The sequence below is a fragment of the Brevundimonas aveniformis DSM 17977 genome (assembly GCF_000428765.1).
Lineage (GTDB): Bacteria > Pseudomonadota > Alphaproteobacteria > Caulobacterales > Caulobacteraceae > Brevundimonas > Brevundimonas aveniformis.
The window spans coordinates 466,995-482,755 of the sequence record NZ_AUAO01000002.1 but is presented as its reverse complement, the minus strand read 5'-3'; the positions used below and the strand labels follow the sequence as shown (position 1 = coordinate 482,755).

Below are 15,761 nucleotides of genomic sequence, written 5' to 3'. Positions count from 1 at the left end.
CCGCCGGAGCGACGGGGCTATGCCGCCGCCTTCTGAGCCGCGAACTTCCCGTAGAAAGTCTCGCCCTTGGCGGCCATGTCGCGCAGGAACTGCGGGACGGCGAAGCGGTCGCCGTAACGGGCGGCATAGATGTCCGCCTGTTCGACGAAGGCCTTCAGGCCGGTTTGGTCGATCATCGTGATCGGGCCGCCGGTCCAGGGCGCGAAGCCCCAGGCCAGGATGGCCCCGACGTCGGCCTCACGCGGGTCATCGATGACACCCTCGTCCCAGCACCGAGCCACCTCGACCGCCTGGCGATAGAGCAACCGGCGCTTCTGATCGGCGACCTCGTCCATCGACAGCTCGTCGACCTTGACCGGAGCCAGCTCGGCCAGGCCTGACCAGATGACCTTGGGCTTGCTGTCGTAGTCGTAGAAGCCCTTGCCGTTCTTGCGGCCATAGCGGCCCAGGTCCTCGACCATTTTGCGAACGATGTCCGAACCCGGCAGCGGCCGATAGGCGTCGCCCAGGTCTTCGGCCGTCTGCTTGGCGATCTTGACGCTGAGATCCAGCGCCACATCGTCGTGCATCTCCAGCGGGCCGCGCGGCATGCCGGTGGCGCGACCGATGTTGTCGATCAGGACCGGGCTGATGCCCTCTTCGAGCATGGCCATGCCCTCGGCGACATAGGTGCCGAAGCAGCGCGAGGTGTAGAAGCCGCGACCGTCCTCGACGACGATCGGGGTCTTCTTGATCTTCATCACATAGTCCAGCGCCTTGGCCAGGGCGGCCGGGCCGGTCTTCTCGCCCATGATGATCTCGACCAGCATCATCTTGTCGACCGGCGAGAAGAAGTGGATGCCGATGAAGTCCTCCGGCCGCGACGAGGCTTCGGCCAGGCCCGAGATCGGCAGGGTCGAGGTGTTGGAGCCGAACACCGCGCCGGGCTCCAGCTGGGCCTCGGCCATCTGGGTGACGGTCGCCTTCAGCTCGCGGTTCTCGAACACCGCCTCGATGACCAGATCCGAGCCCTTGATCAGGCTGTAGTCAGACGTCGGGGTGATCAGGGCCAGAACGGCGTCGGCCTTGTCCTGGGTCATCTGGCCGCGCGAGACGCGCTTCTTGATGATGTCCTCGGCGTAGCCCTTGCCCTTGTCGGCGCTCTCCTGATCGCGGTCGATCAGGATGGTTTCGATGCCGGCCATGGCCTGCACATAGGCGATGCCGGCGCCCATCATGCCGGCCCCCAGAACCGCGACCTTCTTCGGATCGGACGGCGGCACGTCGGCCGGGCGGGCGGCACCCTTGTCCAGCTCCTGCTTGGACAGGAACAGCGACCGGATCATCGCCTGGGCTTCCGGTGTCATCAGCGTCTTGATGAAATAGCGCGTCTCGATGCGCAGGGCCGCATCCATCGGCACCTGCAGACCTTCATAGACGGCCTTCATCAGGTTCAGAGCTGCCGGATAGTTGGCATAGGTCTGCTTGCGGATCATCGCATTGCCGACCAGGAAGTTCTGGATGCCCGCCGGATGGTAGGGGCCACCGCCGGGGATTTTGAAGCCCTTGACGTCCCACGGCTGGCTGGCCTTGCCGCCGCCCTTGATCCAGGCCTTGGCGGCCTCGACCTCGGTTCCGGCCGGGACGACTTCATGGACGACGCCCGCATTTTTCGCGTCGTTCGGACGCCAGGACGAGCCGGCCGTCATCGCCGTCATCGCCGCCTGCACGCCGATCAGGCGCGTCAGGCGCTGGGTGCCGCCGCCGCCGGGGAACAAGCCCACCTTGATCTCGGGTAGGCCCAACTGAATCTTCGAGCTGTCGCCGGCCACGCGGTAATGACAGGCCAGCGTCAGCTCCAGGCCCCCGCCCAGAGCCAGGCCGTTGATGGCCGCCACCACCGGCTTGCCGCAGGTTTCCAGCGCGCGCAGCGCCCCGTTCAGCCGCCAGCCGGCGTCGAACGCCGCCTGCAGGTCCGCGCCGCCCAGCATGCCGGCTGCCATGTCACCCAGGTCCGCGCCAGCACAGAAGCCCGAGGCCTTGCCCGAGGTCAGGACTACGCCCTTGATGGCGTCGTCCGACTTCACCTGCTCGACCCACTCGGGGATCTCGGCCATGACCTTGCCGGTCAGGGTGTTCATCGAGCGTCCCGGGACGTCGAAGGTGATGGTGGCGATGCCGTCGGCGTCGACGTCGATCTTGAAGTTTTCCATGGTCCGTTTCTCCCGGATCAGACGCGTTCGATGACGGTGGCGGTGCCCATGCCGCCGCCGATGCACAGGGTGATGAGGGCGGTTTCCTTGTCCGAACGCTCCAGCTCGTCCAGGACAACGCCGGTGATCATCGCGCCGGTGGCACCCAGCGGGTGGCCCATGGCGATGGCACCGCCGCAGACGTTGATCTTGTCGTGCGGGATATCCAGTGCCTGCATGTAGCGCAGCACGACGGCGGCGAAGGCCTCGTTCAGCTCGTACAGGTCGATGTCGTCCTTGGACATGCCCAGCTTGTTCAGCAGCTTGTGGGTGACGAATTCGGGGCCGGTCAGCATGATCGACGGCTCCGAGCCGATCGAAGCGGCACCCCGGATCTTGGCGCGAGGCTTCAGGCCGAGCGCCTTGCCGGCTTCAAGCGAGCCGATCAGCACGCCGGCCGAGCCATCGACGATGCCCGAGCTGTTGCCGGGCGTATGGACGTGATTGACCCTGGCCACCTCGGGATAGCGCTGGTTGATCACGGCGTCGAAAGCCATGTCGCCCATCATCTGGAACGAGGGGTTTAGACCGCCCAGGGTCTGCATGTCGGTCTTGGGACGGATCGTTTCATCATGGTCCAACTGAACCAGGCCGAGTTGGTTCTTGACCGGCACGACCGAGTTCTTGAACCGGCCCTCTTCCCAGGATTTGGCCGCGCGCTTGTGGCTCTCAACCGAATAGGCGTCGACGTCGTCGCGGCTGAAGCCCCACTTGGTGGCGATCATGTCCGCCGAAACGCCCTGGGGCACGAAATAGGTCTTGAAGGCGCTGGTCGGATCGACCGGCCAGGCTCCGCCGTCCGACCCCATCGGCACCCGGCTCATGGCCTCGACGCCGCCGCCGACGGCGAAATCGGCCTCGCCCGATTTCACCTTGGCCGCCGCCATGTTCACGGCTTCGAGGCCCGAGGCGCAGAAGCGGTTGATCTGGACGCCTGCGGTGTCCTGCGACCAGCCGGCATTCAGCACCGCGGTACGGGCAATGTCGGCACCCTGTTCGCCCACCGGCGAGACACAGCCCAGGATCACGTCATCAATCTTGGAGGTGTCCAGGCCGTTGCGGTCGCGCAGGGCTTCCAGCACCTGGGTCGCCAGGCTGAGCGCGGTGATCTCGTGCAGACTGCCGTCCGCCTTGCCCTTGCCGCGCGGTGTGCGCACGGCGTCGAAGATATAGGCGTCGGTCATGGGCGGATCCTTTCGAGGTCGACAGGCATCAGGGGTGCGCGCGGCTTATACCGTGCGGAATCGAAACGCGCACGCAAAAAAGCCTACGTTTACGTCAACGTCAAGTTATGAGTGATCGACGTTGCCGTGTCCGGATCCCCGACCTAGCGTCGTTCGTCGGGATATCGGAGGTCGACCATGTCCAAACACAGCCATATCGTCCTGATCTCGAGCCTGGTGCTGGCGCTGGCAGGCTGCGACGCCAGAACCGACGCAGGTGGTGCCGGCGGCGCGGGTGGAGAAGGTGAAGCGCGTGGCGCAGGGGGTGCAGCGACGGCGGCTCAGCCCGAGGCGTGCGTCACCGGCCTGTTGCCGACGGCCCGGTTCGCCGGCGGCTGGAACGTGCGCGATGGCGAGGCCTGGTTCGGCGGCCATTCCACCCGCACCGGGACCAACGACATCACCCTGCGCGCTAGCGGAAATGACCTCACCATGACCATCACGGGATTTCCGACCGTCCGGATGCAACGTGTTCCGCGTGTGGCAAACTATTCCGCTGAACGAGATACGTTCAGGTGGCAGCACGACCGCGTCGACCCCGATATTGACCCCGAACACGATCCTGAGGCTGCCGTTTCCAGCGACGAGGCTGTCCTCGTCTTCGGCTGCGAAAACATGAACGAAATGGCCCGATTCCAGGGGCAAGCGCGTATTGATGCCGACGGCATGTCCGGCATGGCGACCTTCCGTCTCGTGATGACTGGAACGGACGACGGCATCCTGCATTGGGAAATGCCGGCCCCCATGGCCAGTTCGGGCTTGTTCAATATTGAGCGCGTTACCTAGGTGTTCAGTTCCGACATCGGGCTCGGTCTGGGGCAGCGTGGCAGCGCACCATGCCACATAGCGACTCGCGTTTGAGCACAGGCCGGACACGACACGGCTCTAAACCTCGCTGTCCCGCACGCGACCCCCGACGAGCAGCGACCCTTGCGCGCCCAGGACGTCCAGAGCCCGAGTCAGCCTGAAGCCCCTCGCCCCCACCGGCGCGCCGTGTCGTGGGTCGCCTGAGCTTGGCGGGTCATTCGGCTTCAGCCAGCCGGTCGCCGATCCGGTTCATCTGGGCGATCTCTTCACGCTGGGCTGTAATGATGGCCTGGCACAGCGACTGAAGCTCGGGATCATCCAGATCCGCTTCACGGCACATCAGGATCGCGCCGGAGTGGTGCGGGATCATCGAGGCGACAAACTGGCGATCGCCGATTCCCGTCTGGGCGCGGGTGGCCAGGAAGGACCCAAGGGTCAGGACAGCGAACAGGGCGCACAGGCCCAAGTTCAACTTCCGATTCGGAAACATCCCCGGCATGGTCAGCAGCATCAGGATTCCCATGGGGGCCCACATGGTCACCGCCATGTAGAACATATTGAGATTGTTCTTAAAATCGACCAATCCATCGATCATGCTGAACATCACCAGATACATGATGATCAGCGCCGGAACCATGTTCAGCCAGAACATCCGGTAGGGTCGGCCATTGGACATGGTGCCCTCGGTGCCGGCGTCGTGCGTCATCCCGGCGTGGGGATCCTCGGCGTTCATCGAGTCATCGTGGGTCATCGGCAGCCTCCTCTGTCGGCGGCCGCTCTGCGCGCTGCGGCGGGCCGCAGTCGCACTAAGCCACCGATGTTCGGGGACGGGTCAAGCTGAAACTGTATCTGGTCGACCGGCGACCGGGCCTCCAATTCCCTTGCATCGCGAGCCGCTTCCTATCGGCGACCGATGGATTCTTCGCTTTGCCGGTTGCGGCGAGGGGCTACCCTCTCTAAACGGGCCGCTTAGCCGATAACTGAACGAATCCCCGCACGGGCCGACCGCCCCGCGAGGCTTCGCGCGCGCAAGGAAACCCGCCGCCGTGTCCACCGACGCCAGCCATGATGAACGCGACGCCATGGTGCGTGCGGCCCTGGCCGAGCATGGCGACAGCGGTCTGACGCCGCGCCACACCCTGTTCTACTTCTACGGCGACGATCATGGCCTGGGCGACCTCAATGAGGTGGCGCGCCGAGCCGGCTTTTTCACGCGCGGCGATGAGGAATCGCTGGTGCTGGAGATGACCATGGCGGTGGATGAAGCCTCCTTCACCTCGGTCTCTTCGATGATGCAATCCTGGGCCGCGGCCTTCCAGGTCGACTACGACGGCTGGGAGTGCGCGGTGGTGACGAACTGACATGCCCAAACGTACAGACATCCAATCCATCCTGATCATCGGTGCCGGGCCCATCGTCATCGGTCAGGCGTGCGAGTTCGACTATTCGGGGGTTCAGGCCTGCAAGGCGCTGAAGGCCGAAGGCTATCGGGTCATTCTGGTCAACTCCAACCCGGCCACGATCATGACCGACCCGGAGGTGGCCGACGCCACCTATATCGAACCGATCACGCCGGAGATCGTCGAGAAGATCATCGCCAAGGAGCGGCCCGACGCCTTGCTGCCGACCATGGGTGGGCAGACGGCGCTGAACACGGCGCTGGCGCTGGAACAGTCCGGGGCGCTGGCGCGGCATGGCGTGGAGATGATCGGGGCGAAAGCCGACGTCATCGACAAGGCCGAGGATCGCCAGAAATTCCGCGACGCCATGGACAAGCTGGGGCTGGAAAGCCCCCGTTCGCGCGCCATCCACGCGGTCGAGGAGGCCGATGAGGCCTTGGCCTTCGTCGGCCTGCCGGCGATCATCCGCCCGAGCTTCACCCTGGCCGGGACCGGCGGCGGCATCGCCTACAACGTCGAGGAGTTCCGCGAGATCGTCGAGCGCGGCCTGGACCTGTCGCCGACCACCGAGGTGCTGATCGAGGAAAGCGTCCTGGGCTGGAAGGAATATGAGATGGAGGTGGTCCGCGACCGGGCGGACAACTGCATCATCATCTGCTCGATCGAGAACATCGACCCGATGGGGGTGCACACCGGCGATTCCATCACCGTGGCCCCCGCCCTGACGCTGACCGACAAGGAATATCAGCGGATGCGCACCGGCTCGATCAATGTGCTGCGCGAGATCGGGGTCGAGACCGGCGGGTCGAACGTGCAGTGGGCGATCAATCCGGCGGACGGTCGCATGGTCGTCATCGAGATGAACCCGCGTGTGTCGCGCTCCTCGGCGCTGGCGTCCAAGGCGACGGGCTTTCCCATCGCCAAGGTCGCCGCCCGGCTGGCGGTCGGCTACACGCTCGATGAGCTGCAGAACGACATCACCCAGGTCACCCCGGCCAGCTTTGAGCCGTCGATTGACTATGTGGTCACCAAGATCCCACGCTTTGCGTTCGAGAAATATCCGGGTGCCGAGGCCAGCCTGACGACCTCGATGAAGTCGGTCGGCGAGGTCATGGCGATCGGTCGGACCTTCCAGGAATCCATGCAGAAGGCGCTGCGCGGCCTGGAAACCGGCCTGACCGGCTTTGACGAGATCGAGATCGACGGCGTCACCGACGTGGACGACGACGCCTCGGCCAAGGCGGCGGTGATCCGGGCGCTGGGCCAGCCGACGCCGGACCGCGTCCGCGTCATCGCCCAGGCCTTCCGTCACGGCCTGACCGTCGACGATGTGGCGGCGGCCTGTTCGTATGAGCCGTGGTTCCTGCGCCAGATCGCAGACCTCGTGCGCGAGGAAGGCCATCTGCGCGTGCGCGGCCTGCCGGGCGAGGCCGACGCCTTCCGCCGGCTGAAGGCCAAGGGTTTTTCAGACGCCCGTATCGCCCGACTGACCGGCTCGACCGAGGCGGAGGTGCGCAAGGCGCGCCGCGCCCTGAATGTGCGGCCGGTGTTCAAGCGGATCGACACCTGTGCAGCCGAGTTCGCCAGCGCCACCGCCTATATGTATTCGACCTACGAGACGGGTGCGCTCGGTCAGGTTCCCGACTGCGAGTCCCAGCCCTCGGATCGCAAGAAGGCCGTCATCCTCGGCGGCGGTCCGAACCGGATCGGCCAGGGCATTGAGTTCGACTACTGCTGCTGTCACGCCGCCTTTGCGTTCGATGACATCGGCGTCGAGTCGATCATGGTCAACTGTAATCCCGAGACTGTCTCGACCGACTATGACACTTCGGATCGCCTCTATTTCGAGCCGCTGACGGCTGAGGATGTGCTCGAACTTATTGATGTCGAGCGGTCCAAGGGCGAGCTTTTGGGCGTGGTGGTCCAGTTCGGTGGCCAGACGCCACTGAAGCTGGCCCATGCCCTTCAGGAAGACGGCGTGCCGATCCTGGGCACCAGCGTGGACTCCATCGACCTGGCCGAGGACCGGGAGCGGTTCCAGCAGATGCTGCACCAGATCGGCCTGATGCAGCCGCCCAACGGCCTGGCCCGCAGCGCCGAAGAGGCCGCGCAGAAGGCTGAAGAGGTCGGCTATCCGGTCGTCCTGCGTCCCTCCTATGTGCTGGGCGGCCGCGGCATGATGATCGTCCACGACCGCGAGCAGCTGGACCGGTATGTCCATGAGGCCATGCAGGTGTCGGGCGACGATCCGGTCCTAATCGACCACTATCTGAACCGCGCCACCGAGGTCGATGTCGACGCTCTCTGCGACGACGAGACGGTGTTCGTCGCCGGCGTGCTGGAACACATCGAAGAGGCCGGGGTGCATTCGGGCGACAGCGCCTGTTCGATGCCGCCCTACTCCCTGTCAGCCGCCACCGTGGCCGAGTTGAAGCGGCAGACGACCGAGATGGCCCGGGCGCTGAAGGTGCGCGGCCTGATGAACGTGCAGTTCGCGATTGAAGAGCCGCACAGCGCCAACCCCCGCATCTTCGTGCTGGAGGTCAATCCGCGCGCCAGCCGCACGGTGCCCTTCGTGGCCAAGACCATCGGACAGCCGGTTGCGGCCATCGCCGCCAAGGTCATGGCGGGCGAGACGTTGGCCGGCTTTGGTCTGGAGGACCGGCCCTACGACCACATCGCCGTCAAGGAGGCGGTGTTCCCGTTCGCCCGCTTTGCCGGCGTCGACACCATCCTGGGGCCGGAAATGCGCTCGACCGGCGAGGTCATGGGTCTGGACTGGAAGCGCGACGGCGAGGCCGACATGGCCCCCGCCTTCGCCCGCGCCTTCGCCAAGAGCCAGCTGGGCGGCGGCACGGTCCTGCCGACCGCCGGATGCGCCTTCATCTCGGTCAAGGACGACGACAAGCCGTTCATCCTGGACGCGGCAAAGGTGCTGCTGGCGCAAGGCTTCAGCCTGATCGCCACGGGCGGCACCCACGCCTATCTGGTCGAGCAGGGGCTGGAGGTCGGCTTCGTCAAGAAGGTGCTCGAGGGTCGCCCCCACATCGTCGACGCGATGAAGAACGGCGAGGTGCAGATCCTCATCAACACCACCGAGGGCAAGCAGTCGCTGGCCGACAGCTTCTCCATCCGGCGCACCGCCCTGATGATGAAGATCCCCTACTTCACCACCACCCCGGCGGCCCTCGCCGCCGCCCAGGCCATCGCCGCGATCAAGGCGGGGGAACTGGACGTACGGGCGATCCAGGAATACGGGTAGTGGCGGGCCTGCCGGTCCTCCTTCTGGTCTTGGCCGGCAACCTCCTCGCCTTCGTCGTCTACGGCTACGACAAGCATCAGGCGCGGGCGCAGGGCGACCGTATTCCTGAGCGTGTGCTGCTCTGGTTGGCCGTCTTGGGCGGGGTCGGGGCCTGGATCGCCTGTGAGCTGTTCCGCCACAAGACGCGCAAGCAGCCGTTCCGGAGCCTGATGCTGGGAGCACTGGCGATCCACGTCGCGGTGGCGCTGTGGCTGCTGGCAGGTGGTGAGCTAGGCGCTTTGCAAGATCTGTTTTAGCGCGTCGACAGCGTACGATGGCAAGTGCGCGATTGGCCGTCGACCTTGCCGCCCGTAAGCAGGGTCGTAGTGGGCCTCGATCAATGATTGAACGAAGGCTGCGGTTTGGCCCTGACGGACCATCTCCAGCCAGTCGGCACGCTGGCTCTTTGAGATGTGGCGCGGCAGGCGCGCCAGCACCTCAGCAACTAGATCGGAATTTCTAGAGAAACCATCATAATCTTGCAGGATTCTAGAAATCCGATCCTCCATCGGCGCGGTCAGTTCGACGACGGGCGCAGCCTGCATGACGGCCCAAATCTGCTTGGGCAGGGTGACGGTTCCGACGCGGCTGGACTCGGCTTCAACCGCGACCGGACGGGCCGGGTCAAGGGCGGCGAGGGCGGCGATGAGGCGGCTGTCGAACAACTTTTGGCTGGGCTGGCCGCCGGGCATAGCCCCGAACAGGCTGCCGCGATGATTGGCGAGCGCCTCAAGGTCAAGCACCTGTTCGCCGGCCTCGGCCAGGCGGCCGAGCATCTCGGTCTTGCCCACGCCCGTCGGACCGTCGATCAGCACGAAACGGTGGTCCAGCGGCTCGTCGTAGAGCCGCCGCACCACCCCCCGGCGCCAGGTCTGGTAGCCGCCGTCCAGCACCGTCACCGGCCAGCCGACCTGATCCATGATCGTGACCATAGCGTGCGACCGCTGGCCCCCGCGCCAGCAATAGACCAGCGGCTTCAAGCCGGCAGGCGCATCGGCCAGCGCCCCCTCCAGATGCCGGGCGATGTTGCGGGCGACCAGGGCCGCGCCATTGCGGCGGGCGCGGAACTTGGAGCCCTGGACGTATTCCGTGCCGACCTCGGCCCGCTCGGCGTCGTCCAGCACCGGGAGATTGATGGCTCCGGGCAGATGATCCTCGGCGAACTCACCGGGACTGCGGACATCAATGATGGCGTCGAACGCCGCCAGGGCGGCGACGTCAATGTCGGCCAGCGTGCGGATCATGCCGCGACGACCCGCACGCCGGGTTCACCTTCGACGACACGCCCGACAACCGCCGCCTGATCGAAGCCGGCACGGGACAACGTCCAGTTCAGCCCGGCCAAGCCCGCCTCGGCCACCGACACGAGCAGACCGCCGGAGGTCTGAGGATCGGTCAGTAGATCACGCAAAGCCCCCTCGCCCAGCCCTTCGACACTGTCCCCATAGCTGGCCCAGTTTCGCGCCGAGGCCCCGGTGCGAACCCCGTCTGCCAGCAAGGCATCCACACCGGCTAGACGCGGCGGCGTTTTGAACAGCTCGATTCTGACACCAGACCCGCGCGCCATCTCCAGCGCATGGCCGGCAAGACCAAAGCCGGTCACATCGGTCATGGCATGGACGTGGTCTGTGTCCGCCAGCGAGGGCCCGATCCAGTTCGACCGTGTGGTCGTGTCGATCAGTTCGCGATAGCCGGCCTCATCCAGACGCCTCTGCTTGTAGGCAGCGCTGAGCACACCAACGCCCAGCGGCTTGGTCAGGACCAGCACATCGCCGGGCCGGGCCCCGCGATTGGTCATCACCCGGGTCGGGTTCACCAGCCCCATGACCACCAGGCCATAGATCGGCTCGACGCTGTCGATGGAATGGCCCCCGGCGATCGGGATATCCGCCCGCGCACAGACGCTGGCCCCGCCTTCCAGAATGCGCCCAATGGTCTGGGCCGACAGGACATTCACCGGCATGCCGACGATGGCCAGCCCCAGGATAGGTCTGCCGCCCATCGCGTAAACGTCGGACAAGGCATTGGTCGCGGCGATCCGACCGAAATCAAACGGATCGTCGACGACCGGCATGAAGAAGTCCGTCGTCGCCACCAGCGCCTGGGTGTCGTTCAGCCGCCAGACCGCGGCATCGTCGCTGCTCTCAGTCCCGACCAGAAGGTCCACGAACGGGCGCGCCGGCGTCACCTGCGCCAGCATCTCGCTCAGGACCGCCGGCGCAATCTTGCAGCCGCACCCGCCCCCGTGGGCGAGGCTGGTCAGGCGGGGTTCGTCCGAGGGGATGTCCATGACCGATAGCTGGCGCGAACTGCGCCGAAACTCAATGGCCGGATGCTTGCCAGCCCAAAGTCCCCATGATCATGTTCCCGTTCTTTTGGGGGAGACGACAATGAAGCCATTTCTGATTGGGACCGTAGCCTGGGCCGTGCTGGCCGGCAGCGCGATGGCACAGGGCCAGGATGCCGAGCTCAGGTCGTCGATCCAGGCGGACTATGACAGTCACCTGGGGGCCCTGTTCGATCACTTCCACCGCAATCCCGAGCTGTCGGGCATGGAGGTTCTGACCGCTGCACGGATGGCCACCGAACTGCGCGCGCTGGGGTATGAGGTGACCGAAGGCGTCGGCGGAACCGGCGTGGTTGCGATCCTAAGGAACGGTGACGGCCCGACCGTGCTGATGCGCGCCGACATGGACGGCCTGCCCGTGGAAGAGCGTTCGGGCCTGAGCAATGCCTCAACCGCCCGCCAGCTTGATCGGGACGGCCAGGAACGGCCGGTCATGCACGCCTGTGGCCACGATGTGCACATCACCGCCCTGGTCGGGACAGCCCGCCAAATGATCGAGCTCCGGGATCAATGGTCCGGTACGCTGCTGCTGGTCGTCCAGCCGGCGGAAGAACGCATCTTTGGCGCGCGAGAAATGCTGGAGGACGGTCTCTATGAGCGCTTCCCCCGCCCCGAATACGCCCTGGCCTTCCACGTCGCCGCCGGTCAGGCAGCCGGGACGATTTCGGTGCCGCTGGACGTCGTGTCGTCTTCGTCGGACAGCGTCGACATCCAGGTGCGCGGCATCGGCACGCATGGGGCCTATCCGCACATGGGTGTGGACCCAGTGCTGGTCGCCGCCCAGATCGTCGTCTCTCTGCAATCCATCGTCAGCCGGGAAATCAGCCCCCTGGAGGGTGCCGTCATCACGGTGGGGTCGATCCATGGCGGCACCAAGCACAATATCATCGGCGAACGGGTCGATTTGCAGCTGACCGTTCGGTCCGACAGCCCCGAGGTGCGCGAACGTCTGCTGGACGGCATCGACCGCGTATCAGCCAACACCGCGCGTGCTCTGGGTGTGCCCGAAGATCGCCTGCCCATCGTCACCCGCTCGGCCACCGAAACCACACCAGCCACGATCAATGATCCCGAGACGGCCCAGCGCGTTCGCGACGCCATCGCCGCAGGCATGGGGGCCGATCGGCTGCGTGACGAAGCCCGCACGGGCATGGGGGCCGAGGATTTCGCCTATTTCGTCGCCCCCGGAAACGGCGTGCGCGGTGTCTATTTCGATGTCGGCGGTACGCTGCCGTCTGAGGTGGACACGGCGGCGGGCCACCACTCGCCAGAGTTCCGCATCGAGGCCGAGCCGTCTGTTACGGCCGGCGTTGAGGCCATGGTCCTGGCGGGGATGGCTTTGATGGCACCAGGAGCGGAGTAGAGCCCCGCCTTATCCCCGCCTTTATCAGGGCCTAGAGGCCCTTCCCCCAAGCGCCCGGCCCGGGATCATCCCGGTCGGGCGCTTTGTCGTTTTCAGGTTCATCATGCCCTTCCCCGTCGTCCATCCTGCGCTGGCGCGCGCCCTGTCAGAGCGCGGCTATGCCGAGCCGACGCCGGTTCAGGCGGCGGTGCTGGAAGCCGGTCTGAACGACCAGGATTTGCTCGTCTCGGCCCAGACCGGCTCGGGCAAGACCGTCGCCTTCGGTCTGGCGGCAGCCCCGACGCTGCTGAACGACGCCGAGACGTTTGGTCCGGCAGCCGCCCCCCTGGCACTCGTGATTGCCCCGACCCGTGAGCTGGCGCTTCAGGTGTCCGTCGAGCTGCGCTGGCTGTACGCCCCGGCCGAGGCGCGGATCGCCACCTGCGTCGGCGGCATGGATGCCCGGCGCGAGCAGCGCGCCCTGGCCCACGGCACCCACATTGTTGTCGGCACGCCCGGCCGCCTGAAGGACCACATCGAGCGGGGAAATCTGGACCTGTCGGCCATTCGTATCGTCGTGCTGGACGAGGCCGACGAGATGCTCGACATGGGCTTCCGCGAGGATCTGGAGTTCATCCTCGACGCCGCCCCGGCAGATCGTCGTACCCTGTTGTTCTCGGCGACCATCGCTCGCGACATCGCCACCCTGGCTCGCAAGTACCAGCGCGACGCCGTTCGGATCGACACGACGAACCGCAACACCCCGCACGGCGATATCGAATATCGCGCCATGCGCATTGCCCCCAATGAGGTCGAACATGCCGTGGTCAATGTGCTGCGGTTTTTCGAGGCCCCGGGTGCTCTGGTCTTCTGCTCGACACGCGATGCCGTGCGCCACCTGCAATCGTCGCTGCTTGAGAGGGGGTTCAACTCGGTCGCCCTGTCTGGCGAGATGGGCCAGCGTGAGCGCAACGATGCGCTTCAGTCCCTGCGCGATGGCCGGTCGCGGGTCTGTGTCGCCACCGATGTCGCAGCGCGAGGCCTGGACCTGCCCGATCTGGGTCTGGTCATCCACGCCGAACTGCCGATGAACAAGGCGGGCCTCCTCCACCGGTCGGGCCGGACCGGCCGTGCCGGCAAGAAGGGGGTTTCGGTCCTGCTGGTCCCGCATACACGGCGTCGCAAGGCTGACATGCTGATCGGCAATGCCGGGATCGACGTCACCTGGTCCGGGGCACCGACGGCTGATGAGATTCGCGCCAAGGACGAGACGCGCCTGCTGTCCGCCGACATCTTCGCCGTCGAGGCCACGGAGGAGGATCTGGCCCTGGCGCGCCGTCTGCTGGCCGAGCGAGAGCCCGAGGCCATCGCCGCCGCCCTGATCCGGTTGCAACGCAAGGATCTGCCGGCTCCCGAGGAACTGCTCGATCCGGGTGAACGTCCGGCCCGAAAAGCCGGTGGCGACGACGCCTCGGCCCAGCCCTGGCCGGGAGAACGCCTGACCGAGGACGAGACGACCTGGTTCCGCATGGATGTCGGTCGGTCGCGCAACGCCGACCCCAAGTGGCTGATCCCGCTGATCTGTCGTCTGGGACACATCACCAAGAAGGAGATCGGCTCGATCCGCATCTACCCGGACGAGACGCGCTTCCAGATCGCCCTTACGCATGCCGACCGCTTCCGCGAAGCTGTTGCGGCGTCCGGTGAGAAGGACGTGACCATCACTCCGTCCGAGGCCCCGACCCCCGGCGGCTACAAGAAGGGACCCAAGCCTCGTCACGAGGACGACAACGGCGCACGAACCTTCAACCGCAAGCCCCACGCCAAGCGCGCCAACGGCGAACCGCGGCCGGCCCCCAAGCCGTTCAAGCGACCGGAAAATCGCGATACAGGTGAGGGTGCCCGACCGCCTTTCAAGAAAAAGACCGGCTTCAAGCCCAAGGCCGGCGGACCGGGCAAGAAGCCCTTCGCCAAGAAGCCGTTCAAAGCCAAGGCACGCGGCTAGCCAAACCGTTCGGGGTGGCTAGTGTGGGCTCTCACGGGAGGCCCTCGCCATGATTATCGTCCATCACCTCAACGACAGCCGCTCCCAGCGGGTTCTGTGGCTGTTGGAGGAACTGGGCCTAGACTACGAGATCCGCGCTTATCGGCGCGATCCGCATACCATGTTGGCACCAACGGAACTGAAATCCGTGCATCCGTTGGGCAAGTCGCCGGTGATCGAGGACAACGGCATCAAGGTCGCCGAGACAGGTGCCATCTTCGACTATCTGCTGAACACCTATGGTGATGGACGTTTGCGCCCGGCACCGGGGACCGAAGACGCGCGACGCTTTACCTACTGGATGTACTACGCCGAAGGGTCCGCCATGACGCCGCTCCTGCTGCGGCTGATCTTTGCCCAGATCCCAGCGAGGGTTCCCTTCCTGGCCCGCCCCGTCGCCAACAGCATCACCAAGGCCATGAACAAGCGGATGATCCAGCCCCAGCTCGATGGCCATATTGGCTTCTGGGAAGCCGAACTGGGTCGCCATGAATGGTTCGCGGGGCCTGAATTTACAGCGGCCGACATCATGATGAGCTTCCCGCTCGAGGCCGCCTCCGCCCGCGCCGGGGCAGCCCGTAAACCGAAGATCGCCGCTTTTCTTCAACGCATCCATGGACGCGAGGCTTATCGGCGGGCCATCACGCGCGGTGGTCCTTACAGTTACGCCTGATCGGTCGAACCGAGAATTTTGAACACTGGCGAAACGCAGGCGCGCTTTATACGTTACGGGTGTCATGAACGATCAAGCGTCCCCCAATCCTGCCCGCGGTTCTCGCATGAAGGGCCAGACCCTGCGTCTGGTTTCATCCTTCCTCGTCGGGCTTCTGGTCATGCTGGTGACCGGGCTATTGGGAATCGCCTTGACCAAGGCAGTGCTCGCCTCGATCGGCAGCGCCATTCTGTTCTGGGTCTTCTGGCTGGTGGTCCTGCGATTCTGGCTGCGCAAGACGCGGCACCCGGCCTCTTGAAAAAGGCTGGATTGAGCCTTATCCTTTTCGCCCACTGAGCGCCGACCGCCACGCCCGCGGTCGGCTTTTCATTTCCCAGGGCGACAAGAAAACTA

Annotated in this window: 13 protein-coding genes; 8 read left to right on the top strand and 5 right to left on the bottom strand. The window is 65.5% G+C overall.

The window, feature by feature from the left end; translation table 11 throughout:
* Window positions 1–17 precede the first annotated feature (17 nt).
* Both G391_RS0107670 and G391_RS0107665 read right to left on the bottom strand, forming a co-directional pair.
* Complete coding sequence (locus G391_RS0107670) at window positions 18–2,192, bottom strand: 3-hydroxyacyl-CoA dehydrogenase NAD-binding domain-containing protein (protein WP_029086999.1); 2,175 nt, start codon at window positions 2,190–2,192, stop codon at window positions 18–20.
* 17 nt (window positions 2,193–2,209) lie between these two features.
* Entirely contained in the window at window positions 2,210–3,415 is a 1,206-nt protein-coding gene (locus G391_RS0107665; RefSeq protein ID WP_029086998.1) for an acetyl-CoA C-acetyltransferase, read from the bottom strand.
* A 177-nt stretch (window positions 3,416–3,592) separates the two neighbouring features.
* Here G391_RS0107665 and G391_RS0107660 point away from each other — a divergent pair, with 177 nt between their 5' ends.
* The gene (locus tag G391_RS0107660) at window positions 3,593–4,240 is read left to right on the top strand and encodes a hypothetical protein (protein ID WP_029086997.1); all 648 of its coding nucleotides are present in this window, start codon (window positions 3,593–3,595) and stop codon (window positions 4,238–4,240) included.
* 235 nt (window positions 4,241–4,475) lie between these two features.
* Here G391_RS0107660 and G391_RS0107655 read toward each other — a convergent pair whose 3' ends face one another.
* Window positions 4,476–5,012, bottom strand: coding sequence for a DUF305 domain-containing protein (locus G391_RS0107655; protein WP_425393391.1), 537 nt, complete (start codon window positions 5,010–5,012; stop codon window positions 4,476–4,478).
* 295 nt (window positions 5,013–5,307) lie between these two features.
* Between G391_RS0107655 and G391_RS0107650 the strand changes: the two genes are divergently transcribed.
* From G391_RS0107650 to G391_RS0107640, 3 genes are read left to right on the top strand one after another with little or no spacing between them, the layout of a single operon-like run.
* Window positions 5,308–5,622 carry a ribonuclease E inhibitor RraB gene (locus tag G391_RS0107650; protein WP_029086995.1) on the top strand — a complete coding sequence of 105 codons (315 nt, stop codon included), beginning with the start codon at window positions 5,308–5,310 and terminating at the stop codon, window positions 5,620–5,622.
* 1 nt (window position 5,623) lies between these two features.
* A complete protein-coding gene (gene carB, locus G391_RS0107645) occupies window positions 5,624–8,923 on the top strand; it encodes a carbamoyl-phosphate synthase large subunit (protein ID WP_029086994.1) in 3,300 nt (1,099 codons plus the stop codon).
* Window positions 8,923–9,219 carry a DUF1294 domain-containing protein gene (locus G391_RS0107640; protein ID WP_211226484.1) on the top strand — a complete coding sequence of 99 codons (297 nt, stop codon included), beginning with the start codon at window positions 8,923–8,925 and terminating at the stop codon, window positions 9,217–9,219. The genes carB and G391_RS0107640 overlap by 1 nt, the downstream gene beginning before the upstream one ends.
* On the opposite strand, the gene mnmH is transcribed toward G391_RS0107640, so the two are convergent.
* Entirely contained in the window at window positions 9,193–10,206 is a 1,014-nt protein-coding gene (gene mnmH / locus G391_RS14230; RefSeq protein ID WP_035303991.1) for a tRNA 2-selenouridine(34) synthase MnmH, read from the bottom strand. The genes G391_RS0107640 and mnmH overlap by 27 nt on opposite strands.
* On the bottom strand, window positions 10,203–11,252 hold the full coding sequence (gene selD / locus G391_RS0107630; RefSeq protein WP_035303989.1) for a selenide, water dikinase SelD: 1,050 nt from the start codon (window positions 11,250–11,252) through the stop codon (window positions 10,203–10,205). The genes mnmH and selD overlap by 4 nt, the downstream gene beginning before the upstream one ends.
* Before the next feature lie 100 nt (window positions 11,253–11,352).
* On the opposite strand from selD, the gene G391_RS15170 reads away from it, so the two are divergent.
* The 4 genes from G391_RS15170 (at window position 11,353) to G391_RS0107610 (ending at window position 15,666) form a co-directional block, all read left to right on the top strand.
* Window positions 11,353–12,672, top strand: coding sequence for an amidohydrolase (locus G391_RS15170; protein ID WP_051257219.1), 1,320 nt, complete (start codon window positions 11,353–11,355; stop codon window positions 12,670–12,672).
* A 103-nt stretch (window positions 12,673–12,775) separates the two neighbouring features.
* Window positions 12,776–14,656, top strand: a complete 1,881-nt coding sequence (locus G391_RS0107620; protein ID WP_029086992.1) for a DEAD/DEAH box helicase — start codon at window positions 12,776–12,778, stop codon at window positions 14,654–14,656.
* Window positions 14,657–14,705: 49 nt separating this feature from the next.
* On the top strand, window positions 14,706–15,368 hold the full coding sequence (locus G391_RS0107615) for a glutathione S-transferase (RefSeq protein WP_029086991.1): 663 nt from the start codon (window positions 14,706–14,708) through the stop codon (window positions 15,366–15,368).
* A 64-nt stretch (window positions 15,369–15,432) separates the two neighbouring features.
* Entirely contained in the window at window positions 15,433–15,666 is a 234-nt protein-coding gene (locus G391_RS0107610) for a hypothetical protein (protein ID WP_156893882.1), read from the top strand.
* Window positions 15,667–15,761: the final 95 nt, after the last annotated feature.